Annotated in this window: 21 protein-coding genes, 4 tRNA genes, 1 other RNA gene and 1 riboswitch; of the genes, 6 read left to right on the top strand and 20 right to left on the bottom strand. The window is 67.7% G+C overall.

What is annotated here, in order from left to right:
• Window positions 1-17 precede the first annotated feature (17 nt).
• Entirely contained in the window at window positions 18-713 is a 696-nt protein-coding gene (locus VGU65_RS08825; RefSeq protein ID WP_327474791.1) for a 2OG-Fe(II) oxygenase, read from the top strand.
• Window positions 714-715: 2 nt separating this feature from the next.
• Here the strand turns inward: VGU65_RS08825 and VGU65_RS08820 are convergent, their stop codons facing one another.
• The 6 genes from VGU65_RS08820 to hrcA form a co-directional block, all read right to left on the bottom strand.
• On the bottom strand, window positions 716-1,714 hold the full coding sequence (locus VGU65_RS08820) for a sodium:calcium antiporter (protein WP_327474789.1): 999 nt from the start codon (window positions 1,712-1,714) through the stop codon (window positions 716-718).
• A gap of 58 nt (window positions 1,715-1,772) precedes the next feature.
• Window positions 1,773-1,949: riboswitch (yybP-ykoY riboswitch) on the bottom strand.
• A 56-nt stretch (window positions 1,950-2,005) separates the two neighbouring features.
• Window positions 2,006-2,797 carry a 4-hydroxy-tetrahydrodipicolinate reductase gene (gene dapB / locus VGU65_RS08815; RefSeq protein ID WP_327474787.1) on the bottom strand — a complete coding sequence of 264 codons (792 nt, stop codon included), beginning with the start codon at window positions 2,795-2,797 and terminating at the stop codon, window positions 2,006-2,008.
• A gap of 163 nt (window positions 2,798-2,960) precedes the next feature.
• Complete coding sequence (gene dnaJ, locus VGU65_RS08810; protein WP_327474785.1) at window positions 2,961-4,091, bottom strand: molecular chaperone DnaJ; 1,131 nt, start codon at window positions 4,089-4,091, stop codon at window positions 2,961-2,963.
• Window positions 4,092-4,198: 107 nt separating this feature from the next.
• A complete protein-coding gene (dnaK, locus tag VGU65_RS08805) occupies window positions 4,199-6,121 on the bottom strand; it encodes a molecular chaperone DnaK (RefSeq protein WP_327474783.1) in 1,923 nt (640 codons plus the stop codon).
• Between the two features lie 126 nt (window positions 6,122-6,247).
• Complete coding sequence (gene grpE / locus VGU65_RS08800; protein ID WP_327474782.1) at window positions 6,248-6,769, bottom strand: nucleotide exchange factor GrpE; 522 nt, start codon at window positions 6,767-6,769, stop codon at window positions 6,248-6,250.
• Between the two features lie 83 nt (window positions 6,770-6,852).
• Window positions 6,853-7,911 (bottom strand): heat-inducible transcriptional repressor HrcA, encoded by a 1,059-nt coding sequence (gene hrcA / locus VGU65_RS08795; RefSeq protein ID WP_327474781.1) that lies wholly within the window; start codon window positions 7,909-7,911, stop codon window positions 6,853-6,855.
• A gap of 143 nt (window positions 7,912-8,054) precedes the next feature.
• Between hrcA and recN the strand changes: the two genes are divergently transcribed.
• Complete coding sequence (recN, locus tag VGU65_RS08790) at window positions 8,055-9,728, top strand: DNA repair protein RecN (protein ID WP_327474780.1); 1,674 nt, start codon at window positions 8,055-8,057, stop codon at window positions 9,726-9,728.
• A gap of 58 nt (window positions 9,729-9,786) precedes the next feature.
• On the opposite strand, the gene VGU65_RS08785 is transcribed toward recN, so the two are convergent.
• Window positions 9,787-10,425, bottom strand: a complete 639-nt coding sequence (locus VGU65_RS08785) for a response regulator (protein WP_327474778.1) — start codon at window positions 10,423-10,425, stop codon at window positions 9,787-9,789.
• A 167-nt stretch (window positions 10,426-10,592) separates the two neighbouring features.
• Here VGU65_RS08785 and VGU65_RS08780 point away from each other — a divergent pair, with 167 nt between their 5' ends.
• Window positions 10,593-12,188 (top strand): MASE1 domain-containing sensor histidine kinase, encoded by a 1,596-nt coding sequence (locus VGU65_RS08780; RefSeq protein WP_327474776.1) that lies wholly within the window; start codon window positions 10,593-10,595, stop codon window positions 12,186-12,188.
• A 315-nt stretch (window positions 12,189-12,503) separates the two neighbouring features.
• On the opposite strand, the gene fur is transcribed toward VGU65_RS08780, so the two are convergent.
• Window positions 12,504-12,920 (bottom strand): ferric iron uptake transcriptional regulator, encoded by a 417-nt coding sequence (gene fur, locus VGU65_RS08775; RefSeq protein WP_327474774.1) that lies wholly within the window; start codon window positions 12,918-12,920, stop codon window positions 12,504-12,506.
• A gap of 75 nt (window positions 12,921-12,995) precedes the next feature.
• Here fur and VGU65_RS08770 point away from each other — a divergent pair, with 75 nt between their 5' ends.
• Window positions 12,996-13,448: an outer membrane protein assembly factor BamE gene (locus tag VGU65_RS08770; protein WP_327474772.1), complete on the top strand. Its 453-nt coding sequence runs from the start codon at window positions 12,996-12,998 to the stop codon at window positions 13,446-13,448.
• Window positions 13,449-13,451: 3 nt separating this feature from the next.
• Here the strand turns inward: VGU65_RS08770 and VGU65_RS08765 are convergent, their stop codons facing one another.
• Together VGU65_RS08765 and VGU65_RS08760 are read right to left on the bottom strand one after the other, a co-directional pair.
• Entirely contained in the window at window positions 13,452-13,712 is a 261-nt protein-coding gene (locus tag VGU65_RS08765) for an RnfH family protein (protein WP_327474770.1), read from the bottom strand.
• Between the two features lie 4 nt (window positions 13,713-13,716).
• Window positions 13,717-14,145 (bottom strand): type II toxin-antitoxin system RatA family toxin, encoded by a 429-nt coding sequence (locus tag VGU65_RS08760; RefSeq protein WP_327474769.1) that lies wholly within the window; start codon window positions 14,143-14,145, stop codon window positions 13,717-13,719.
• Between the two features lie 71 nt (window positions 14,146-14,216).
• Between VGU65_RS08760 and smpB the strand changes: the two genes are divergently transcribed.
• Window positions 14,217-14,708 (top strand): SsrA-binding protein SmpB, encoded by a 492-nt coding sequence (smpB, locus tag VGU65_RS08755; RefSeq protein WP_091336452.1) that lies wholly within the window; start codon window positions 14,217-14,219, stop codon window positions 14,706-14,708.
• A gap of 77 nt (window positions 14,709-14,785) precedes the next feature.
• Window positions 14,786-15,139: a transfer-messenger RNA gene (gene ssrA / locus VGU65_RS08750) on the top strand.
• 77 nt (window positions 15,140-15,216) lie between these two features.
• On the opposite strand, the gene VGU65_RS08745 is transcribed toward ssrA, so the two are convergent.
• From VGU65_RS08745 to pheA, 10 genes are all read right to left on the bottom strand, one after another.
• Window positions 15,217-15,675 (bottom strand): response regulator, encoded by a 459-nt coding sequence (locus tag VGU65_RS08745; RefSeq protein ID WP_327474765.1) that lies wholly within the window; start codon window positions 15,673-15,675, stop codon window positions 15,217-15,219.
• A gap of 18 nt (window positions 15,676-15,693) precedes the next feature.
• A tRNA-Leu gene (locus VGU65_RS08740) sits at window positions 15,694-15,780 on the bottom strand.
• A 143-nt stretch (window positions 15,781-15,923) separates the two neighbouring features.
• Window positions 15,924-15,997, bottom strand: a tRNA-Cys gene (locus VGU65_RS08735).
• A 69-nt stretch (window positions 15,998-16,066) separates the two neighbouring features.
• Window positions 16,067-16,142 (bottom strand) — tRNA-Gly (locus VGU65_RS08730).
• A gap of 125 nt (window positions 16,143-16,267) precedes the next feature.
• Window positions 16,268-16,343: transfer RNA gene (locus VGU65_RS08725), tRNA-Gly, on the bottom strand.
• Window positions 16,344-16,380: 37 nt separating this feature from the next.
• Window positions 16,381-16,995, bottom strand: coding sequence for a CDP-diacylglycerol--glycerol-3-phosphate 3-phosphatidyltransferase (gene pgsA / locus VGU65_RS08720; RefSeq protein WP_327474763.1), 615 nt, complete (start codon window positions 16,993-16,995; stop codon window positions 16,381-16,383).
• A gap of 49 nt (window positions 16,996-17,044) precedes the next feature.
• Window positions 17,045-18,871, bottom strand: a complete 1,827-nt coding sequence (gene uvrC / locus VGU65_RS08715; protein ID WP_327474761.1) for an excinuclease ABC subunit UvrC — start codon at window positions 18,869-18,871, stop codon at window positions 17,045-17,047.
• 107 nt (window positions 18,872-18,978) lie between these two features.
• Window positions 18,979-19,755 carry a 3-deoxy-manno-octulosonate cytidylyltransferase gene (gene kdsB, locus VGU65_RS08710; protein ID WP_327474759.1) on the bottom strand — a complete coding sequence of 259 codons (777 nt, stop codon included), beginning with the start codon at window positions 19,753-19,755 and terminating at the stop codon, window positions 18,979-18,981.
• A gap of 94 nt (window positions 19,756-19,849) precedes the next feature.
• Window positions 19,850-21,178: a 3-phosphoshikimate 1-carboxyvinyltransferase gene (gene aroA, locus VGU65_RS08705; protein ID WP_327474757.1), complete on the bottom strand. Its 1,329-nt coding sequence runs from the start codon at window positions 21,176-21,178 to the stop codon at window positions 19,850-19,852.
• Window positions 21,175-22,263 (bottom strand): prephenate dehydratase, encoded by a 1,089-nt coding sequence (gene pheA, locus VGU65_RS08700; RefSeq protein ID WP_327474755.1) that lies wholly within the window; start codon window positions 22,261-22,263, stop codon window positions 21,175-21,177. The genes aroA and pheA overlap by 4 nt, the downstream gene beginning before the upstream one ends.
• Window positions 22,264-22,288: the final 25 nt, after the last annotated feature.

Raw genomic sequence — 22,288 nt, 5'->3', positions numbered from 1 at the left:
CGTTCCCGCGGCCGTCCATGAACGCCACTGTCCTGCTCGATCCCGCCCGCCTCGACCGTCCCGATACGGACGTGCGGCTGGAACCGTTTCCGTTCCTGATCGCCCACGGCCAGCTACCCGACGATGCGCGCCATGAACTGGATCGGGATTTCCCCCGCTACGCCAGCGCAGGCTTCTTTCCCTACGATCCGGCTGATTGCGGCCCTTCGATCAACACACTGGTGGCCAACCTCACCGCACCGGCCTTTGCCCGCACCATCGGGGCGCGCCTGGGCATCGAGGACCTGAGCCAGTACCCGACGCTGGTCACCCTGTGCCGCCACCTCAACAGGCGCCACGGCACCATCCACACCGACAGCCGGTCCAAGGTCGCCACGGCGCTGATCTATCTCAACAACCAGTGGCCGGACACCAGCGACGGCTGCCTGCGTTTCCTGCGCCGGATCGACGATATCGACGACCTGGTCGCGCCCGAACTCACGCCGCTGTACGGCGAGTTCGCCGTGTTCAAGCGTTGCGACAATTCCTTCCACGGCCACCTGCCCTACGAGGGCGAGCGGCGCGTGATCCAGGTCGCCTGGCTCACCAGCGAGGAAGAGAAGCTGCGCAAGACGCGCCGCGGCAAGTTCGCACGCGGCTTCAAGAAACTGCTCGGCACGCTGGATCGCAAGTTCGGTGCCGGGCGCGACCGCAACGCCGCGCACCGCGACTGATTTCAGACCAAGCGCCACGCCATGAAGACGGCGAATACGCCGTACAGCAGCCCGACCGGCACCATCCAGCGCGCGTTGACCTGGCCGCGCCGGAACAGCCACCACAGATAGGCCACCGCCAACGTCGTCAGCACGCCGGCGACCACCAACGGAAGATCGAACAGCCAGGGCGTGAAGAACAACGCCAGCGAGCTCGGGATCGTGGCCTGGATCATCATGGCACCGGAGATGTTCGCCAGCGCGAGCCGCTCCTTGCCCTGGCGCACCCAGATCAACGCATTGACCGTTTCGGGCAGTTCGGTTGCCACGGGGCTCAGCACGAGTGCAACCAGATGCGCCGACAGCCCCATCGCAAGGCCTATCGCTTCGATCTGCGCCACGAAGATGCGCGAGGCAACGGCAATCACCCCCAGCGCCAATACGCTTTGCGCCAACACGCGCCACATGGCCGGATCGGGCACGCCCGGATGGATCTTCAGAGGCTCCAGTGCCTCGTCTTCGGGCGCGGCCTCGCCGCTGCGAAGCTCGCGCCATACGTACAACCCATAGGCGGCAAGAAACAGCACGCCCAGCCAGGGCTTCCACGCGAACGCCACCAGCCCCAGCGCACACTTGACCACGAAGATCGATAGAAACCACCGCTGGTCGCGCGCGAGCCGCGCGCTGTCGACCTTGACCACGGCGCTGGGTCGCCGCAACCGGCGCCGGTTGCTCCACAACGCGATGCCCACCACCGCATAGGCGATCGTGCCGAGCACCAGGGGGCCGCCGAGCGCGGCGCCCACGCCGATGCCACGCTGTTCCGGCGTGCGCCCGAGCACCACCGCAATGAACGTGACGGCGCTTTCGGGCAACGCGGTACCGAGAGCGGCCAGCACCGTGCCGGTGGCGGTGGCATCGAGCCGGAACTTGCGGCCCAGCCATTCGATGCCATTGACGAAATACTCGCAGGCAGCGTAGATCGCGCCGGCCGAGAGCAGGAACCACAGCGTGGTGAGCATCGATACGTTTCCGGCCGGGCGAGCTAGAAAACCTTGGCGCGACGATGCGGCCCGCCCGGCAAGGGTTCGAGCACATCGTGGCCAAAGGTCTCGCCGGGCAACGCAGGCCAGTTTGTGGCGCTGCGGCCATCCACGCCATGGAGCATTCGCTCCAAGTCTGTTGACGCGGATTCCTCAGGGGAACGAAGGCGCGGCCCTCGCGGGGTGAGGATGGCTACTCCCCAATGACAATCCGCGCATGGTAGCGGCGCCACGGCGGCGCAACAAGCGCGGACCGGCGTGCCGGATGCCTTAGGCGAGGCGTTGCGCCAGCAGCGCGTCCAGGCCGTATGCGCCGGGCGGCTGGCTGCACAGCCAGTGCGACGCCTCGATGGCGCCGCGCGCGAAGATCGCCCGGTCGGTGGCACGGTGCCCCAGTTCCACGCGTTCACCCTGACCGATCAGCAGAGCGCTGTGCTCGCCCACGATGTCGCCGCCGCGGACCACCGCGAAACCGATGCTGCCGGGCCGGCGCGCACCTTCACGGCCACCGGTCACGCCCACGCGCTCCAGATGGGTGCCGCGCGCGGCGGCCGCTGCCTCGCCCAGCGAGATCGCTGTGCCCGAAGGCGCATCGAGCTTGCGGCCGTGGTGGGCCTCGACGATCTCCAGGTCCCAGTCCGGCAACGCGGCGGCAGCCTCGCGCAACAGCCGCGTGAGCACCGCCACGCCGAGGCTGAAGTTGCTCGCGTGCATCACCGGGATGTGCGCGGCCGCTTCGGACAATCGACCGCCGAGCGCCGCATCGATGCCGGTGGTGCCGCTGACCAGCGCGATGCCGTGCGCCAGGCAATGCTCGAGCGCCGAGGCGAGCCCGGCCGGCCCGCTGAAGTCGATCACCACGTCGAGCGTCTCGGATGGCCAGTCGGCGCGCAGACAGGGTGTGGCGCGGTCGTGGTAAGCGCGTTCGCCCAGTTGCGGCATGCCCGGCGCCGTCACGGCCGCCACCACCTCGAAGCGGCCATCGTCCCGCAACAGATCGAGCAACACGCGGCCCATGCGGCCGGTGGCGCCGTTGACGGCGAGGCGGAGCGGTCGATGCATGGCGGGGTCCGTATTTGAGAGGAGCTAGCGTAGCAGCGCCGGTAGGCCAGGCGCCGAGCCGGGTGGCATGCGGCAGCTCGCCCCGAGTGGCAAAGGCGCCCTCCCCGCTTATGGGGAAGGCGCCCGCAGAGCATGATGGCCTCGCCCGGAGCGGCTGGCCGTGTTACGAGGTGACCCGCGAGAGGAAATCCTTCACGCCATCGACCCAGCTCTTGGCCCGCGGCGTATGCGCATCCGGCTCGCCCTCGGCAAAGGTGGCCTCCAGCTTCTCCAGCAGTTCGCGCTGCTCGCGGGTCAGGCGCACCGGGGTTTCCACCATGACGCGGCAGATCAGGTCGCCGACGCGGCCAGAGCGCACCGACTTGACGCCGCGCCCGCGCAGGCGGAAGGTCTGTCCGGTCTGGGTTTCCGGCGGGATCGACACCGCCACTTCGCCCTCCAGCGTAGGCACCTTGAGCTCGGCGCCAAGCGCGGCCTGGGCGAAGCGGATCGGCACCTCGCAATGCAGGTCGTTGCCGTCGCGCTGGAAGATCGCGTGCTCGCGCACACGAACGTCGACGTACAGATCGCCCGGTTCGACGCCGCTAGGGCCGGCTTCACCCTGCCCCGCCAGGCGGATGCGGTCGCCGTTGTCCACGCCGGCCGGAATGCGCACCGACAGCGTACGCCGCTCCTCCAGCAGGCCCTCGCCATGGCAGGCCTTGCAGGACTTCTCGATGGTCTGGCCACTGCCGCCGCAATGCGGGCAGGCCTGCTGGATCGAGAAGATGCCGTTCTGCATGCGCACACGGCCGTGGCCATGGCAGGTCTTGCACTGCACCGTCTTGCCGTCGGCCGAACCGGACCCGTTGCAGTGGTGGCAATTGACCTGGGTGGGAATCTCGATGGTCTTCTCGACGCCGAAGACCGCCTCTTCCAGGTCCAGCTCCATCACATAGCGCAGGTCCGCGCCACGACGCGGGCGGCCACGGCCACCCATGCCGAAGATGTCACCGAAGATGTCCCCGAAGATGTCGCCCATGTCGCCGAAGCCACCGCGGCCGCCGCCCATGCCGCCCTCGAAGGCGGCATGGCCGTGCTGGTCGTACATGGCGCGCTTTTGCGGATCGGCCAGGACCTCGTAGGCCTCTTTGGCCTCCTTGAATTTTTCCTGCGCAGCGGGATCGTCCGGACAGCGGTCCGGGTGGTATTTCATCGCCAGACGGCGGAAGGATTTTTTCAGCTCGACTTCGGTGACGGTGCGCTCGACGCCGAGCACCTCGTAGTAATCGCGCTTGCCCGTTGCTGCATTCATGACTTTCGACTGCCCCTGCTCCAATCCTGTGCCGGCCCCTCAAGAAACAGCCCGCGCGGCATGATAGCCGGCGCGGGCTGTTTCATTGCGGCACCGGCTGCCGACGATTACTTCTTCTCGTCCTTGACTTCGGTGAACTCGGCATCGACCACGTCGTCGGGCTGCGCCGATCCACCGCCCGGGGCTGCCTGCGGACCACCCTCGGGGCCGGCGCCGCCACCCTGCGCCGCGGCGTAGAGCGCCTGCGCGACCTGCTCGAGCTTCTGCATCTTGGCCTCGATCTGGGCCTTGTCGTCGCTGTCCTTGACCTTCTCCAGGTCCGACAGCGCCTCCTCGATCCCGCCGATCTGCGCAGCGACCTTGCCGCCGTGCTCCTTCAATGCGCTGCGGGTGGCGTGCACCAGCTGGTCGGCCTTGTTGCGGGTGGCGACCAGTTCGTGGAACTTGCGGTCTTCTTCCTTGTTTGCCTCGGCGTCCGCAACCATGCGCTGGATCTCGTCCTCGGACAGGCCCGAGCCGGCCTTGATCTCGATCTTCTGTTCCTTGCCGGTCTTCTTGTCCTTGGCCGACACGTGCAGGATGCCGTTGGCGTCGATGTCGAAGGTGACCTCGATCTGCGGCATGCCGCGCGGCGCCGGGTCGATGCCCGACAGATCGAAGCGGCCAAGGGATTTGTTCGCGCTGGCGCGCTCGCGCTCGCCCTGCAGCACGTGCACGGTCACCGCGGTCTGATTGTCGTCGGCGGTGGAGAAGGTCTGCGCGGCCTTGGTCGGCACGGTGGTGTTCTTCTCGATCAGCTTGGTCATCACGCCGCCCATCGTCTCGATGCCGAGCGACAGCGGGGTGACGTCCAGCAGCAGCACGTCCTTCACCGAGCCGCCCAGCACGCCGCCCTGGATCGCCGCGCCCACGGCCACGGCCTCGTCCGGGTTGACGTCCTTGCGCGGCTCCTTGCCGAAGAAGTCCTTGACCGACTCCTGCACCTTGGGCATGCGGGTCTGGCCGCCGACGAGGATCACCTCGTTGATGTCGGACACGCGCAGACCGGCGTCGTTGAGCGCGATGCGGCACGGCTCGATGGTGCGCTTGACCAGGTCCTCGACCAGCGCTTCGAGCTTGGCGCGGGTGAGCTTGATGTTGAGGTGCTTCGGACCGGAGGCATCGGCCGTCACGTACGGCAGGTTCACCTCGGTCTGGTGCGCGGAGGACAGCTCGATCTTGGCGCGCTCCGCCGCGTCCTTCAGGCGCTGCAGGGCCAGCGGGTCCTTGCGCAGGTCGATGCCCTGGTCCTTCTGGAACTCGTCGACCAGGTAGTCGATGACGCGCTTGTCGAAGTCCTCGCCGCCGAGGAACGTATCGCCGTTGGTGGCCAGCACCTCGAACTGCTTCTCGCCGTCGACTTCGGCGATCTCGATGATCGATACGTCGAAGGTGCCGCCGCCCAGGTCATACACCGCGATCTTGCGGTCGCCGCCCTTCTTGTCCAGGCCATAGGCCAGCGCGGCCGCGGTGGGCTCGTTGATGATGCGCTTGACCTCCAGGCCCGCGATGCGCCCGGCGTCCTTGGTCGCCTGGCGCTGGCTGTCGTTGAAGTAGGCAGGCACCGTGATCACCGCCTCGGTGACCGGCTCGCCGAGGTAGTCCTCGGCGGTCTTCTTCATCTTCATCAGCACCTTGGCCGAGATCTCTTGCGGCGCCATCTTCTTGCCGTCGGAGGTCTGCACCCAGGCGTCGCCGTTGTCGTGCGCCACGATGCCGTAGGGCACGATGTGCAGGTCCTTCTGGACCTCGGCATCGGTGAACTTGCGGCCGATCAGGCGCTTGACCGCGTAGAAGGTGTTCTTCGGGTTGGTCACGCTCTGGCGCTTGGCCGGCGCGCCCACCAGGACTTCGTTGTCCTTGGTGAAGGCGACGATGGACGGCGTGGTGCGGTCGCCCTCGGCGTTCTCGATCACTTTGGCGTTGCTGCCGTCCATCACGGCGACGCAGGAATTGGTCGTGCCCAGGTCGATGCCGATGATCTTGCCCATACTCTTCCACTCCAATTGTTTTCTAGGCGGCCCCCGCGGCCGCGATGGTTTTCCAGATGGAGGCCTGCAGACGGCGATTCAATGCCGGCGGGGCTTCCGATATGTCGCGTTCAGTGCGGTGCCCGGTCAATCCCTGGCGACAGCGACCAGCGCCGGCCGCAGCAGCCGGTCGTTCAGCACGTAGCCCTTCTGCAGCACGTTGACCACGGTGCCGGCCGCCTTGCCCGGCGCCTCGACCATGCTCACGGCGTGGTGGCGCTCGGGATCCAGCGGCTGGCCCACGGGATCGACCTGCACCAGGCCTTGGGACTCGGCGACCTTCAACAGCGCCTTCAGCGTGAGGGCCAGGCCTTCGCGCACGGCGGCAACGTCGCCGCCCTCGATGGCCAGGCCGCGCTCCAGGCTGTCGTAGACCGGCAGCAGTTCGTTGAGCAACTTCTCGTTGGCGAAGCGACGGGCCTGCTCCAGGTCGCGATGCAGTCGACGGCGCTGGTTCTCCAGCTCGGCGTGCTCGCGCAATACGCTCTCGCGCAGCTCGGCATTGCTTGCCTCCAGCTCGGCGATGCGGGCCTGCAAGGCGTCAAGCCCGGGTGCGTCGGATGAACCTGCTTCGTGCACCTGTCCCGGCGTCTGCTCGTTGTTCTGCATGCATTACTCCCAAACGAAAGTCCGGGCCGGCACCTCCGTGCCGACCGAAAGAAACCTGCGGGAAACCCGCCCTCCGGGGGCGGTTATAGGGACGTCGCGGCGCGATTCAAGGCCTCGCTGAGCAATCCGGCGGTGGCCTGCACCACCGGGATCACCCGCTCGTAGGCCATTCGGGTCGGTCCGATCACGCCGATCGCTCCCAGCACCCGTCCCTGCACGCCGTAGCTGGCGGTCACGACGCTGCAACCGTCGAGCGCCGCGAAACCCGATTCCTCGCCGATGAACAGGCGCACGCCTGGCGCCCGCGCGCACACTTCCATGAGCTGCAGCAGCTCGTTCTTCTTCTGGAACGCCTCGAACAGCTCGCGCAGGCGGTCCAGGTCGGCCAGTTCGGCATAGCCCATCAGGTTGGTCTGGCCGCTGACCAGGACGTCTTCGCCCCCCTGCGGCGCGAAGGAAGCTGCCGCCAGTTCGGTTGCGCTGGCCACCAGGCGGTTCAGCTCGCTGCCGGCCTCGCGCAGTTCGCGCAGCAGGTGGGCGCGGATGTCGTCCACCCGCAGCCCGGCGAAATGCGTGTTGAGGTAGTTGGCCGCCTGCTCCAGCTCGCGGCCGTCCAGCGGCTTGGCCAGCTGCACGATGCGGTTCTGCACCTGGTTGTCGGAGAACACCAGGATCACCAGCACGCGCGCGTCGGGCAGCGGCACGAAGTCGATGTGGCGCAGCGGAAAGTCGCCCTGGCGCGGCACCGTCACCACGCCGGCGAAATGGGTCATCGCCGAGAGCAGGGTCGAGACGTTCCCCAGCAGGTCGCGGGTGGTGGTCGGGCCGGGCGGAAGTTCCCGCTTCAGGCGGGCCATCTCCTCGCGCGGCAGCGGCTGCAGCTCGATCAGGCTGTCGACGAAAAGGCGCAGGCCACGCGGCGTCGGCACGCGCCCGGCCGAGGTGTGCGGCGAGGCGACCAGGCCTGCCTCCTCCAAGTCGGCCATGATGTTGCGGATGGTCGCCGGACTCACGTCCAAGCCGGAGGAGCGCGACAAGGTGCGCGACCCGACCGGCTCGCCGTCGGCCAGGTATTGCGCGATCAGCGTGCGCAGCAGGCGCCGGGCACGGGCATCGAGGTCGTGGCCATGGGAGAGAGGCATGCGCGTTGCAGGTGGTGAGACAGCACACAAATAAGGTGCCCCGCCAAAGAATGCAAGAAAACCGTGCCGCCGCGCGGCGTACGCCGCTACTCGCCCTTCGCCCCTGCCCTTACAATCGCGCGACCTCATTCCGCCCCTAGTCCATGCTCACCTCACTCTACGTCCGCCATTTCGCCGTTGTCGAAGAAGCCGAGGTCACGTTCGGGCCCGGCCTGACCGTGGTCAGTGGCGAGACCGGCGCCGGCAAGTCGCTTCTGGTCGATGCGCTGATGCTGTTGGCCGGCGCCCGTGCGGACAGCGGCATGGTGCGCGAGGGTTGCGACCGTGCCGAACTGGCGGCGGAGTTCGACCTGTCCGCCCTGCCCGATGCGCGCGCATGGCTCGAGCGCGAGGAGCTCGACGACGAGGGCGCCTGCCAGCTGCGCCGGGTGATCCGCGCCGAAGGCAGCTCGCGTGCCTGGATCAATGGTCGTCCCGCCAACGCCAGCCAGCTCGGCGAGCTGGCCACCTTGCTGGTGGAGATCCACGGCCAGCACGAACACCAGGCGCTGCTCTCGCGCAACCACCAACTCGCGCTGCTCGATGCCTTTGCCGGCCACGAGGCGCTTGCCGCGCAGGTGCGCGAGCTGGCGACGCAATGGCGCGAACTGGGCGCACGCATCCGCAAGCTGAGTGGCGGGGAGAATCGCGAACAACGGCTCGAACTGCTGCGCCACGAGACGGCCGAACTGGAAAAGTGGGCGCTGCCACCCGCCGAGCTGGCAGAACTGGAAGCCAGCCACAAGCGCCTGTCCAATGCCGGCCGGCTGGCCGAGGGTGCCGCCGGCGTGGTCGAGCTGCTCGACGGCGACAGCGAGTTCGCGCTGCGCCGCGCGCTGGGCCGGGCACACGCCGAACTGGGCAAGCTCGCCGCGATCGATCCGCGCCTGCGCGCCATGCTGGAACTCCTGGACGACGCCTCGATCCAGCTCGGTGAAGCGGCGGACGGGCTAGGCCGCTACGCGCAGGACGTGGACCTCGATCCCGAACGCTATACCGAAGTCGACAATCATCTCGCGCGGCTGCACGAACTGGCCCGGCGCCACCGCCTGCCCGCCGCCGAGCTGCACGAGCGGTGGGCAACGCGGCAGGCGGAACTGGCCGAACTGGAAGGCGCAGGCGGCGTACTCGAAAAGCTGGCCAGCGAGCGCGTCCGCCTGGAGCGCGACTACGCGGCGGCGGCCGGCGAACTGGGGCAGTCCCGCCGCGACGCCGCCGGACGGCTAAGCGGCGAAGTCAGCGCGCTGATGGCCGAGCTGGGCATGGCGGGCGGCCGGTTGGTGGTCGAAGTCGAGCCTGCCGAGGGCGATGAGCCGGACGCACAGGGGCGCGAGCGCTGTGAGCTGCTGGTCAGCGCCAACCCGGGCCAACCGCCACGGGCGTTGCGCAAGGTCGCCTCGGGCGGAGAACTGGCGCGCATCAGCCTGGCCATCGAAGTGGCGACCCTGGGCAAGGACAGCATCGGAACGATGGTGTTCGACGAGGTCGACACCGGCATCGGCGGCGCCGTAGCCGAAGTGGTGGGGCAAAAACTGCGGGCGCTGGGTGCCGAGCGCCAGGTGCTGTGCGTCACCCACCTGCCGCAGGTCGCCGCGCAAGGCCACGCCCACCTGCGCGTGAGCAAGCACAGCGAGGGCGACACCACCCGCACGCAGATCGACAAGCTCGATGATCCGGGCCGCCGCGACGAACTGGCGCGCATGCTGGGCGGGGTGGAGATCTCCCGCGAAACTCGAGCTCACGCCAAGCAGATGCTGGAGCGCGCGCAGAGCGCTTGAACGGTCTGGCTACGGAGCGGGGGCTCGGAATCGCCGCGGGGACGATTAGGACCGTTGCCTACCCCTTGCGCTCCGACAGCAGACCGCGCTCGCTCGCCATGCGGTACAGGTCCAGTTCCGAGCCGGCACCGAGCTTGCCCATCAGGCTGGCGCGGTGGATGTAGATCGTCTTCTGACCCACGCCGAGCGCCGCGGCCACCTGCTTGGGGGCTTTGCCCGCGGCCAGCAGCAGGAAAACCTCCCGCTCGCGCACGGTCAGCCGGTTGACCGGGTCGAGCGCTTCGCTCGGCCGCTCGGCACGACGCTGGCGCAGGTCGGAGCTGAGGAAGGTGTCGCCCTGCATCACCTGTCGCAGGCCGGCCACCAGTTCTTCCGGCGCGGCGCCCTTGGTGACGTAGCCGCTGGCGCCGCGGCGCAGCGCTTCGGATACGTAGGGCTCGCCGTCGTGCATGCTGAGCACGACGATATGCGTATCCGGGGCGAGGCTGTGCAGGTGCTCGATCAGAGGCAGGCCACTGCCGTCGGGCAGGGAAAGATCAAGCGCGACCAGGTGCGGCCGGCGATGGTTGATCGCCTCGACCGCGTCGTCCGCACAGCGGCACTCGGCGATGACCTCCAGATCCGGCTCCATCTCGATCAGCCGCTTGAATCCCTCGCGGACGATGGCGTGGTCGTCGACCAGAACGATGCTGTACATGGTGCCCCGCTGGCTTCCAGGTTTCGGGCGATCCCACGGCCCGGCCGCCGCCCGCATCGGGCGCGCCGCGTCACCGCCTGTCCCTGAGGAGTCTATAAGAAGAAGGGCCACCGCCCGCAAGGCCGCCCGCGCTCTGGGCAGGCGCCACGGGCATGTACCATCCGCGCATGCGATCGAAGCCATTTTCCTTGCCCGACTCCGGTCCACTGCTGGGCGTGATCTACGTGTCGCTGTGGCTGGTGCTGCTGCCTACCCAGCAGCCCTACTGGATGCTGCCGTTCGGCCTGCGTTTCGCTGCCCTGCTGATAGTGCCGATACGCCAATGGCTTTGGCTGCTGGGGCTGGAACTGGCCGCAACGATCATCCTCGACCTGCGCTCCGGGCTGCCGGCGGTGTGGGAAACCTTCGTGGTGGGCGACCTGCCCGAGCCGCTGGTGATGCTGGTGAGCTTGTGGCTGCTGCGGCGAGTCAACCTGCATGCGAACCTGCGCGACCCGGAGGAAGCCACGCGCCTGTTGCTCTCGGCCGTGCTGGTAGTGGGCGCGGTCGCGGCCGCCGACGCGGTGATCCTGGCGCTGCTGCACGAGAACACCGATCCGGCCGCGATGGCGCGAGCGCTCGGGCGCGAACTGCTGGGCAACTATCTGGGTGTCCTGCTCATCACGCCGCTGGCGATCATGTTGCTGCGTGCTCGCCCCAGCCGGAAGATGGTGGCCAGCCTGGTGATGGACGGCCTGCTGGTGATGCTGCCGGCCATGGCTTTACTGTTGATGCTCTCCGAGCACGCCGCACCGCAGCCGGAGTTCGCCCGCGTGCTGTCGCTGGCGCCCGTGCTGTTCTTCGCGTTCCGGCACGGTTGGCGTGGCGCCACGCTGGCCATGCTGATCTCCTGCCTGGGAATGACCGCGGTGGACCACCAGCCCGGCCATCCTCAGAACGCGGCAGGCTACCTTTTCCTGGCCGTGGCAGGCACAGGGGCGCTGATGCTCGGCGCCGCAACCGATGCCCTGCGCCGAAGCAGCGAGCGAGTCGCCGAGCAGAACGTATACCTCGGCGCCGTCAACCGCCGCCTCGACCAACTCGCACGCCAACTACGCGATGCCGCCCGCGGCAACCTGCAGGCGGAAGAGAGCCAGCGCCGGCACATGGCGGCCGAATTGCACGACGAACTGGGCCAGAACATCACCGCCATCCAGACCCACATGAAGCTCGCCCAGGCGCGCCTGCGCCTGGCCGGGCTGGAAGACATCAGTGTTTCGGTCAACACGATCCTGGGCTACATGCGCCGGGCGCTGCACCGGCTGCTGGACGACCTGCGCCCGGCCGTACTGGACGAATTCGGCCTGCTGCGCGCATTGGACGAAGGCCCGATCCGCGACCTGCTGACCACGGCAGGCATCGCCTTCCACACCGACATGCGCGGCGATCCGCGGCTGCTCGACGAAGACACCCGCACGGCGGTGTACCGACTGGTACAGGAAAGCGCCACCAACGCCGTCAAACACGCCCAGGCCAGCGAATTCCGGTTGCGGCTGCGCATCGGCGAACGCCACGGTGGCGTGCTGGCCCTGCTCGATATCCGCGATGACGGCGTCGGCCTGCCCAGCCGCCTGCCCCGCGGTGGCCGCGGCCTGCAAGGCATGCGCGACCGTGTCACCTCACTCGGCGGCCTGTTCCGGCTGCGACCCAACCATCAGGGCGTGCACCTGCGGGTTTTGTTGCGGAGCAGCACGCCCGGCCGCGATCCGGGGCGTCTGGCCTAGGAATTTTTCCAATACCGCGGTCGTGAACACATCGTTAGCATCGTTCCATCGATGTGGGGGAGCCGCCATCGCAAGATGGCGTGCCGTGGGCACCGTGGGGACGGTGGCCACGAAGAACGGCAGGATGCCGTTCCGCCGATACCAGCGGCGCCGCCGGGCAAGCGAGCAATTCGCACAGGCCGGGCGTCAGGTACCGGATCAGCCGTGGGTGGACAGGAGTCCTCCCGCGGCTTTTTTTATGTCCGCTCTCCAGGGCAGATCGGACGGCCGGGTGGGGGAACAGACGACCCGCCCGAGGGCTAGCCGTTCAGCCCCTCAGCGCCCTTTCCCCTTCGAGCGCACGTACAGCACCAGGCTGTGGTCCTCCAGCACGTAGCCGTGCTTGGCGGCGATCTCCTGCTGCAGCCGCTCGATCTCCTCGCTGACGAACTCGATGACCTTGCCGCTGTCTACGTCGATCATGTGGTCGTGATGCTTGCCGCGGTCGAGCTCGTAGACGGCATGGCCGCCTTCGAAGTTGTGCTTGACCACGATGCCCGCGGCCTCGAACTGGGTCAGGACGCGGTAGACGGTGGCAAGTCCGATGTCTTCCTGGTCCGCGAGCAGCTTCTTGTAGATATCCTCGGCGGTGAGGTGCTGCACGCCCTCCTCCTCGAAGATCTGCAGGATCCGCATGCGCGGATGGGTGACCTTCAAGCCGACCCGGCGCAGTTCTCTGGTTTCCTGTTCCATAGCAAGTTCCAAGCACGGCGCACCAAGGCCGTTAGTGTATCATCCGACACCTTTACGATCCGGACGCAAACACGCATGCACAAGCTGATTCGCACGCTCGGTTCGGCCATGCTGGCGCTCTCGCTGGCAGGCTGTGGACTGGTCTATGTCCCCGACGTGCAGCAAGGCAACGTCCTGGACAAGAAAATCGTCGACCAGCTCCAGCCCGGCATGACCAAGCATCAAGTGCTCGTGTTGCTGGGTTCGCCGTCGGTGCATACGCCGTTCAACGACAACCGCTGGGACTACGTTTCCACCCAGCAGCATCGCGGTGGAGCGATCAAGATCCGCACGTTCACGCTCACCTTCAACAACGACACCCTGGTGCGTACCGAGGGCGACTTCTTCGCGCAGGATCCGGAACAGATGCTCAAGGACAGCAAGAAGTACCACGCCTCCTACCCGGTCGATGAAACCCAGGGCGACAAGAGCAAGAGCGGCGGCGAAGACAGCGGCTCCGGCATGCCCGGTGGCAGCGGCACGCCCTGATCGTTAGCGACCGCGGGCGCGACGGCGCCTCGCGTCCTTGGGATCCAGCGTGAGCGACCGGTAGAGCTCGACCCGGTCGCCATCGCGCAGCCGCTGGTCCGGCGCCACGCGCCGGCCATAGATGCCCAACCGCTGGTGATCGACCGACACGCCCTCGCCTTCCAGGCCTGCGGCGGCGACCGCCTGGGCCACGGTAGCGTCCGCAGCGAGATGCACCCGCCGCAGCAACACGCGCTCGGGCAGCGCCAGTACTACCTCCACCATGATCTCAGCCGTAGGCACGCCGGGCCTCGCGGCTGAAATCCTCGACCATGCGCGTGGCAAGGCCCTGGAAACCCAACTTGATCGCGCCGGCGCCCAAACCTACGTAATCGAAATCCAGCGCGAAGGCGATCTTGCAGCCGTGCTCGCCCAGCGCAACGAACGCCCATACCCCATCCAGGCTGCGGAACGGACCTTCCACCAGATGCATGTGCAGGCGCTGCGGCGGCTCGGTGGTATTGCGGGTAGTGAAGCTCTGGCGCAAGCCGGCGAACTTCAGGTCCAGGCGCGCCACCAGCACGTCACCCTCGCGCTCGAGCACCTGCGCGCCGGCACACCAGGAGAAGCGCTTTGGGTATGCTTCCACATCGTTGACCAGATCGAACATTTGCGCCGGCGTGTAGTTGACCAGGGCGCTTCGTCGGATTTCGATCACGGGTGACCTCACTCATCATGCCCGGTGCCCCGGATTCCGGCGGCATCGGCAAAGGCGCAAGTCTAGCGGACATGGCAAAAGCGAAGGACAAGGACAAGCACGCCGGCGGCACCATCGCGCTCAACAAGCGCGCTCGGCACGAGTACCACATCGACCAGCGCTACGAGGCCGGCATCGCCCTGCAGGGCTGGGAGTTGAAGGCGCTGCGCGCCGGCCGGATCAACTTCGGCGACGGTTACGCGGTGGTGCTCAAGGGCGAGATCTTCCTGGTGGGCACCTCGATTCCGCCGCTGATCAGCGCCTCCACCCACGTGATCGCCGAGGACCGCCGCACGCGCAAGCTGCTCCTGCACAAGCAGGAGATCGACCAGCTGATCGGCGCCGTCGAGCGCAAGGGCTACACCCTGGTGCCGATCGCGATGTACTGGAAGGGCAACAAGGTCAAGGTGGAGATCGGCCTGGCGCGTGGCAAGCAGGCGCACGACAAGCGCGACGCTGAAAAGGAACGCGACTGGCAACGCGAGAAGCAGCGCACCATGCGCGCCCACAACCGCGAGGCCTGAACGCTGAGCTCCGCGCGCATTGAAGCGCATGGCGCCGGCCCATATACTTTCACGACTGACCAGCTCAGCGTTTCCCCGGGGGTGTCCTGGCTTCGACGGGGGTAGTGAGATGGCTTGGTGCATGCCGAGGGGGCAGCTTTCCTCGTAAATCCAGCCGCAAACTCATAGTTGCCAACGACGACAACTACGCTCTGGCCGCTTAAGGCCTAGCCCCGAACCCACTTGTGCCTGTGCTCGTGGATGTAGGGTCATCATCACAGGATCGCTGGAAACGGCCGTCTGCCAGTTTTCGGCTAACTCCTAGCAGACTGGTCCTTCGATGCGCTTCGCACATCGTGCTGTCGCGGGACGAGATCCAACGGTGAGCTAAGCATGTAGTACCGGGCGTCAAGCGCCTTCGGACGCGGGTTCGACTCCCGCCACCTCCACCAACACGGCATCGAGTGATGCAGGACGGCCGGCATGACGCGCAAGCGGATGCCGGCCTTCTTTTTGTCCGGCGTGGGCCCTATGCCGGGCCGTGCGCGCGGCTCAGACTCTGCGCCAGGCTCGCGCTGTCGTAGGGCTTGCCCAGGACGGTCACGCGCGCCCCTTCCTCCCCATCCTGCAATTCCGTGTGGCCGGTGGCAAAGACCAGGCCGATGCCCGGCTGCAACTGGCGGGCCCGCTCCGCAAGCTCCGTACCCGACATGCCCGGCAGTCCCACGTCGGTGACCAGCACGTCGATGTGCCGTTCGCGCAGCACGGCCAGGGCGTCCGGGCCGTATTCGGTTTCCACTACCTCGTGCCCGAGGTCTCTCAGCATGTCGGCCGCATCCATGCGGATCAGGACATCGTCCTCCACCAGCAGGACCGCCAACGGCTTCGGATCGCTTACCGGTGCCCCCACCGCGGCAACGGAAGTCGCAGCAGCCTCCGGCGCCGCGCCGCACTGCCCCGACATATCGGAAATGGACCGAATGGACATGAAAACCGTGGAACCAGTTGGTGCCCGGAGCGGGGGTCGAACCCGCATAGCCTTGCGGCTGAGGGATTTTAAGTCCCTTGCGTCTACCAGTTTCGCCATCCGGGCGGATGCGTGAACCAGCCATGCTAGCAGCACGCGAAGTCCCACCTACCTTTTCATGAGCAGGTCGCGTGTGCAAGAGAGCCGGGCTACTTGTACTGCAAGCAAAAAAAAGGCCCGCCGTAGCGGGCCCTTCGAAGATTGCGCAATGGAGGCCAGGGTCGGAATCGAACCGGCGTACACGGCTTTGCAGGCCGCTGCATGACCACTCTGCCACCTGGCCATCGCGCGCGGAACGCGTGTGCGGTCCGCTCAAAAAACAAAACCCCGGTGGTCCGAGGTTTCAGGAAACTGGAGCGGGAAACGAGACTCGAACTCGCGACCCCGACCTTGGCAAGGTCGTGCTCTACCAACTGAGCTATTCCCGCATCAAGAGTTGGAAATCATAGCAGAAAGCGTCCGGATGGGAAGGCCTCGCAAGCAACGCCAGCAGCCCGCGATACACCGACGCCAAACGACGAAGCCCCGGCATGGCCGGGGCTTCGATCGAAACTGGAGCGGGAAACGAGACTCGAACTCGCGACCCCGACCTTGGCAAGGTCGTGCTCTACCAACTGAGCTATTCCCGCATCGGAGCCGCGCATTTTAGCGGCGAAAAACGACCCGTCAAGCCTCGGCATCCATACCTTCGCCAGGCTGCTTGGGTGGGTCGCCGCGCAACATCGGCCAGGCTGAGCGCACGTAATGCAGGCCCGACCATATCGTCAGCACGCCGGCGATCACCAGCAAACCTTCGCCGATGTGGTACAGCCGCAGCGCCTCGGCGCTCTTCTCGTGCTGAACGATCAGTACCACCAGCGCGATCATCTGCATCACCGTCTTGAGCTTGCCGATGAAGGCGACCTTGACCGTTGCACGCATGCCGATCTCGGCCATCCATTCGCGCAGCGCGGAGATGCTGATCTCGCGTCCCACGATGATCGCCGCGGTCACCGCCATCAGGATGCCCGGCCAGCCGCCGCGATGGGATTCGACCAGCAGGAACAGCGTCACCGCGACCATGAGCTTGTCGGCCACCGGGTCGAGGAATGCGCCGAAGGCCGAAGTGAGGTTGAGCCTGCGCGCCAGATAGCCATCCAGCCAGTCGGTGATCGCCGCCAGCAGGAACACCACCGCGGCGGTGATGTTGTGGCCGGGAAACTTCCAGTAGAAAACCACCACCATCACCGGCAGCAGCGCCACGCGGAACAGGGTCAGCCAGGTGGGTAGGTTGATGTGCATGGTGCTATCCGTCGGTGATCGGCATCAGTGTGGCACAGGGATTCGCGGGCTATCCGTGCAGGGCGGCATAGATGCGCTCTGCCAGGCCGCGGTCGATGCCCTTGATCGATGCCAGTTCCTCCACCCCGGCCGCCTCCACCCCGGCCAGGCCGCCGAAGGCCTTCAGCAGCGCCGCACGGCGGCGCGCACCGATACCGGGCACGTCCTCTAGCACGCTGCGCTCGCGCGCCTTCTCGCGGCGCTTGCGGTGGCCGCTGATGGCGAAGCGGTGCGCCTCGTCGCGCACCGCCGCCACCAGGTGCAACGCGGGAGAGGCCGGACCAGGATGGATCTCGCGCCCGGAGCGGGCCAGCACCAGGGTCTCCTCGCCTGCGCGTCGTCCGGGCCCTTTCGCCACGCCCACCACTTCGGTTCCGTCGACGCCGAGCTCGGCCAGCACGTCCAGCGCCTGTGCAACCTGTCCGCCGCCGCCATCGATCAGCAGCAGGTCCGGCCTGGCCCCCTCGCCTGCCGTCACCTTGCGGAAGCGCCGGATGAGCGCCTGGTGCATGGCCGCGTAGTCGTCGCCCGGCGTGATGCCGGCGATGTTGAAACGGCGGTAATGCGACTTCTCCGGCCCCTCCGGCCCGAACACCACACAGGAGGCGACGGTCGCCTCGCCCATCGTGTGGCTGATGTCGAAGCACTCGATGCGCCGCGGCGGATCGGGCAACTCGAGCAGCTTCTGCAGATCCTCGAAGCGGGCGCCAAGCGTCTGCCGGCTGGCCAGGCGTGAGGTCAGCGAGGCCTGCGCATTGCGCTCGGCCATCTGCAGGAATCGGGCGCGCTCCCCGCGCACGCTGGACTTGATCTCCACCGCGTGGCCGGCCTGCTCGCACAACACCTGCGCCAGCAGGGCCTGGTCGGGAATCGGATCGCACAGGATGAGCTCGCGCGGCACCGGACGCTCCAGGTAGTACTGCGCGATGAACTGGGCCAGCACGTCCGCCGGCTCGGCATCCAGCGGCAAGCGCGGAAAGAAGTCGCGCGTGCCCAGGCTGATGCCGTTGCGGAAGAACAGCACGCTCACGCACGCCATGCCGCCCTCGATGCGGCAGGCGATCACGTCCATGTCGGCACTGGCCCCCTGCACGTGGTGCTGTGCCTGCAGCTTGCGCAGCGCGGCGACCTGGTCGCGCAAGGCCGCGGCGCGCTCGAAATGGAGTTCAGCGGCCGCCTTTTCCATGGATGCGGCCAGTTCGTCGATCACCGCGCTGCTGCGCCCTTCCAGGAACATCTGCGCATGGCGCACGTCGGCGGCGTAGTCCTCCACGCCGATCAGTCCCACGCAGGGCGCGGTGCAGCGGCCGATCTGGTGCTGCAGGCAGGGTCGCGAGCGGTTGCGGAAGTAGCTGTCCTCGCACTGGCGCACCTTGAACAGCTTTTGCATCAGGTTGAGGCTTTCGCGCACGGCGAAGGCGCTCGGGTATGGCCCGAAGAAGCGCCCGGGCAGGTTCTTGGCGCCGCGGTGGAAGGCCAGCCGCGGATAGTCCTCGCCGCCGGAGAGGTAGATGTAGGGGTAGCTCTTGTCGTCGCGCAGCAGGATGTTGTAGCGCGGCTTGAGCGATTTGATCAGCTGCGACTCGAGCAGCAGCGCCTCGCCCTCGGTGCGCGTGACGGTGGTTTCGCAGCGGGCGATCTGCGAAATCATTGCGTTGATGCGCGGCTCCATGCGCGGCTTTAGGAAGTAGCTGCCGACACGCTTCCTGAGGTTGCCCGCCTTGCCCACGTACAGCAGCTCGCCCTCGGCGTCGAAGTAGCGGTAGACGCCGGGCGAGGTGGTCAGGGTCTGGACGAAGGCCTTGCCGTCGAACGGCGGCGTCTGGGGGGACTGCATGCCTTGGATTCTAGCCGCTCCGGCGCGGGAGGCCGTAACTGCGTGCCGAACGCATGGACCAACCCGGGCGAGCCTGTCCGGACGAGCCTGGCCGGCGGTTCCGGCGGCTACGTCTGCGCGCGGCCGGCGAGCCAGCGCTCGGCACGCTGCAAGTCGGCCTCGGTGTCGATGCCCGGCGGGAAAGGCTCGGGCGTCAGCCGCACGGCGATCGCAAAGCCATGCTCGAGCACGCGCAGCTGCTCCAGCGATTCGGCCTGCTCCAGCGGCGTGCGCGACAGGCCGGTATAGCGGGCAAGGAAGCCGGCGCGGTAGGCATAGATGCCGATATGGCGCAGGAAGGGCACGTTCGCGGGCAAGGTCTTGCGGTCGATCGAGAAGGCGTCGCGCGCCCACGGCAGAGGCGCGCGACTGAAGTACAGCGCACGTCCGTCCGCAGCCCGCACCAGCTTGACCACGTTGGGGTCGAACAGCTCGTGCGCCTCGGTGACCGGTGTCGCCAGCGTGGCGACCGGCGCATCGTCCTCGGCGAGCGCACGAGCAACCTCGCGGATGCCGGCGGCAGGGGCGAAAGGTTCGTCGCCCTGCAGGTTGACCACGATGGCATCGTCCGGCCAGGCGTAACGGGCGGCGACCTCGGCCAGGCGGTCGCTCCCGGAGGCGTGATCGGCGCGGGTCATGCAGATGTCCACGCCCTGCCCTTCCAGCGCCGCGGCGATGCGCGCGTCGTCCACCGCCACCACCACCTGGCTCGCGCCGGCCTGCAGCGCACGCTGTGCCACCCGCACGACCATCGGCACGCCTGCGATCGCGCGCAGGGGTTTGGCCGGCAGGCGGGTGGAACCGTAGCGGGCCGGAATGGCGACGATGAAAGGAAGGGCTGGCATGGCTCGGATGGCTGGAGGAAAGGCGGCGAGCCTAGCATCGCATGGGGCGCAACCCTTGGTTCCCCTCCCGGCGGGAGAAGGGAGTCATGCGTGGCTAGGCTTCCGCCAAGGCGAAGCCGCAACCGTTGGCGAGTTCGAGGAACCCCGGGAACGAGGTGGCCACGTTGCGGCAATCCTCGATACGGATCTCACCCGCAGCGACCAGGCCGGCGACGGCAAAGCTCATCGCCACGCGGTGGTCGCCATGGCCCTCGACCGTGCCCGGCCCCAGCGTGCCGCCGGTGACGAGCGCTCCATCGGGCGTCTCCTCCACCGACACGCCGAGCGCGCGCAGGCCCGCCGCCATGCTGGCGATGCGGTCGGATTCCTTCACGCGCAACTCTGCCGCGCCGCGGATCACCGTGCGGCCCCGCGCCGCTGCGGCGGCAATGAACAAGGCGGGGAACTCGTCGATCATGTCCGGCACCAGCGCTCCGGGCAGCTCGATGCCGTGCAGCGGCGCGTGGCGCACGCGCAGGTCGGCGACCGGCTCGCCGCCGCTCTGGCGCGCGTTCAGCACCTCGATGTCGGCACCCATCAGCTTGAGCGCCTGCAGCAGGCCGGTGCGGCGCGGATTGAGGCCGACTGCGCGCAGCAGCAACTCCGAGCCGGGTACCAGGCTGGCGGCCACAAGGAAGAACGCGGCCGAGGAAAAGTCGGCAGGTACCTGCACGTCGGTCGCGCGCAGGGCGTGTCCGCCAGTCAGGCTCGCGCGGCCGGGACCGAATTCGATCGGCCAGCCGAATGCGGCCAGCATGCGTTCGGTGTAGTCGCGGGTCGGATGCGGCTCGAGGATCTCGGTTTCCCCCTCGGCGTAGAGGCCGGCAAGCAGCAACGCGGACTTCACCTGCGCGCTTGCCACCGGCAGCTCGTAGCGGATGCCATGGAGGCGCCTGCCGCCGTGAATGTGCAGCGGCGGCAAACCTTCGCGCGTGTCGATGCGTGCCCCCATGGCCACCAGCGGCTCGGTGACGCGGCGCATGGGCCGGCGCGAAAGGGACTCGTCACCCACCAGCGTCGAGTCGAACGCCTGGCCGGCCAGCAGGCCCGTGAGCAGGCGCATGCCGGTGCCGGCATTGCCGCAGTCGAGCGGCCCTCTGGCGCCGCGTAGACCGTGCAGGCCGACGCCGTGCACCAGCCGCTCGCCGGGCGCGGGAGTCTGGATCGACACGCCCAGCTGCGCGAACACCGCGGCGGTGGCGCGGGTGTCTTCGCCTTCGAGGAAGCCGCGGATGTGGGACTCGCCCTCGGCCAGCGCTCCCAGCATCAGGGCGCGGTGCGAGACGGACTTGTCACCCGGCACGGCGAGCGCACCGCGCAGCGGCGGCCCCGCGGGGCGACTGATCCAGTCCAGGCGTCCGGCCGCCTCACCGACGCCGCTCAAGGCAACGCCACCGGGTAGGAGCCGAGCACGCGCACCTGCGTGGCGACCGGGCCCATGTCCTTGAGCGCGGCCTGCAACGGCGCATCGTCGATGTGGCCGGAGACGTCGATGAAGAAGGCGTACTGCCACTTGCCGGTGTGCGCCGGCCGCGACTCGATGCGGTTCATGCTCACGCCGTGTCGGGCGAACGGGCTCAGCACGTCGTACAGCGCGCCGGGCTTGTCGTTGACGGTGATGAGCAACGACGTGCGGTCGTTGCCCGAAGGCGGAAACAGCGAGCGACCGATCACCAGAAAGCGCGTGGTGTTGTCCGCCCTGTCCTCGATGCCTTCGGCCAGCGGCTTCAAGCCATAGACCTTGCCGGCGGTCCTGCCCGCGATGGCCGCCGCGTCGTCGGCGTGCCGGGCCAGCCGCGCGGCCTCGGCGTTGCTGGCCACCGCGATGCACTCGACGTCCGGCAGGTTGATGCGCAGCCAGGTCTTGCACTGCTGCAGCGATTGCGCGTGCGCGAACACGCGGCGGATATCGCCGGGCGCTGCGGCCTTCGACAGCAGGCACTGGTGCACGCGCAGCTCGATCTCGCCGCAGACGCGCGCCTCGGAGGTGAGGAACATGTCCAGCGTCACCTGGATCATGCCCTGCCCCGAGTTCTCCACCGGCACCACGCCGAAGTCGGCGTGCCCGGCGGCGACCTCCTGGAACACTTCCTCGATGCTGCCCAGCGGCAGGCCGTAGGCGGCGTGGCCGAAATGCTTGCGCACCGCCTGCTCGCTGAAGGTGCCTTCGGGCCCGAGGAAGCCGACCTTGAGCGGGTCCTCCTGCGCCAGACAGGAAGACATGATCTCGCGGAACAGCCGAACCATCTCGCCGTCGGAAAGCGGCCCCTTGTTGCGGTCGACCACCATGCGCAGCACGTGCGCCTCCCGCTCGGGCCGGTAATAGTCGATCGCCGACAGGCCCTCGCCCTTCACCCGTGCCACCTCCTGCGCCCAGTTGGCGCGCTCGGAGATCAGCTCCTGGATCTGGCGGTCGATGCTGTCGATGCGCTCGCGCACCTGGCCAAGCGAAACCTTGGGATCGTTCATCCGGATGTCCAGCCGTATAGAAGTC

The sequence above is a fragment of the Frateuria sp. genome (assembly GCF_035943815.1).
Lineage (GTDB): Bacteria > Pseudomonadota > Gammaproteobacteria > Xanthomonadales > Rhodanobacteraceae > Frateuria_A.
Note: the sequence above shows the minus strand (reverse complement) of the source record. Positions and strands in the feature narration are given on the sequence as shown.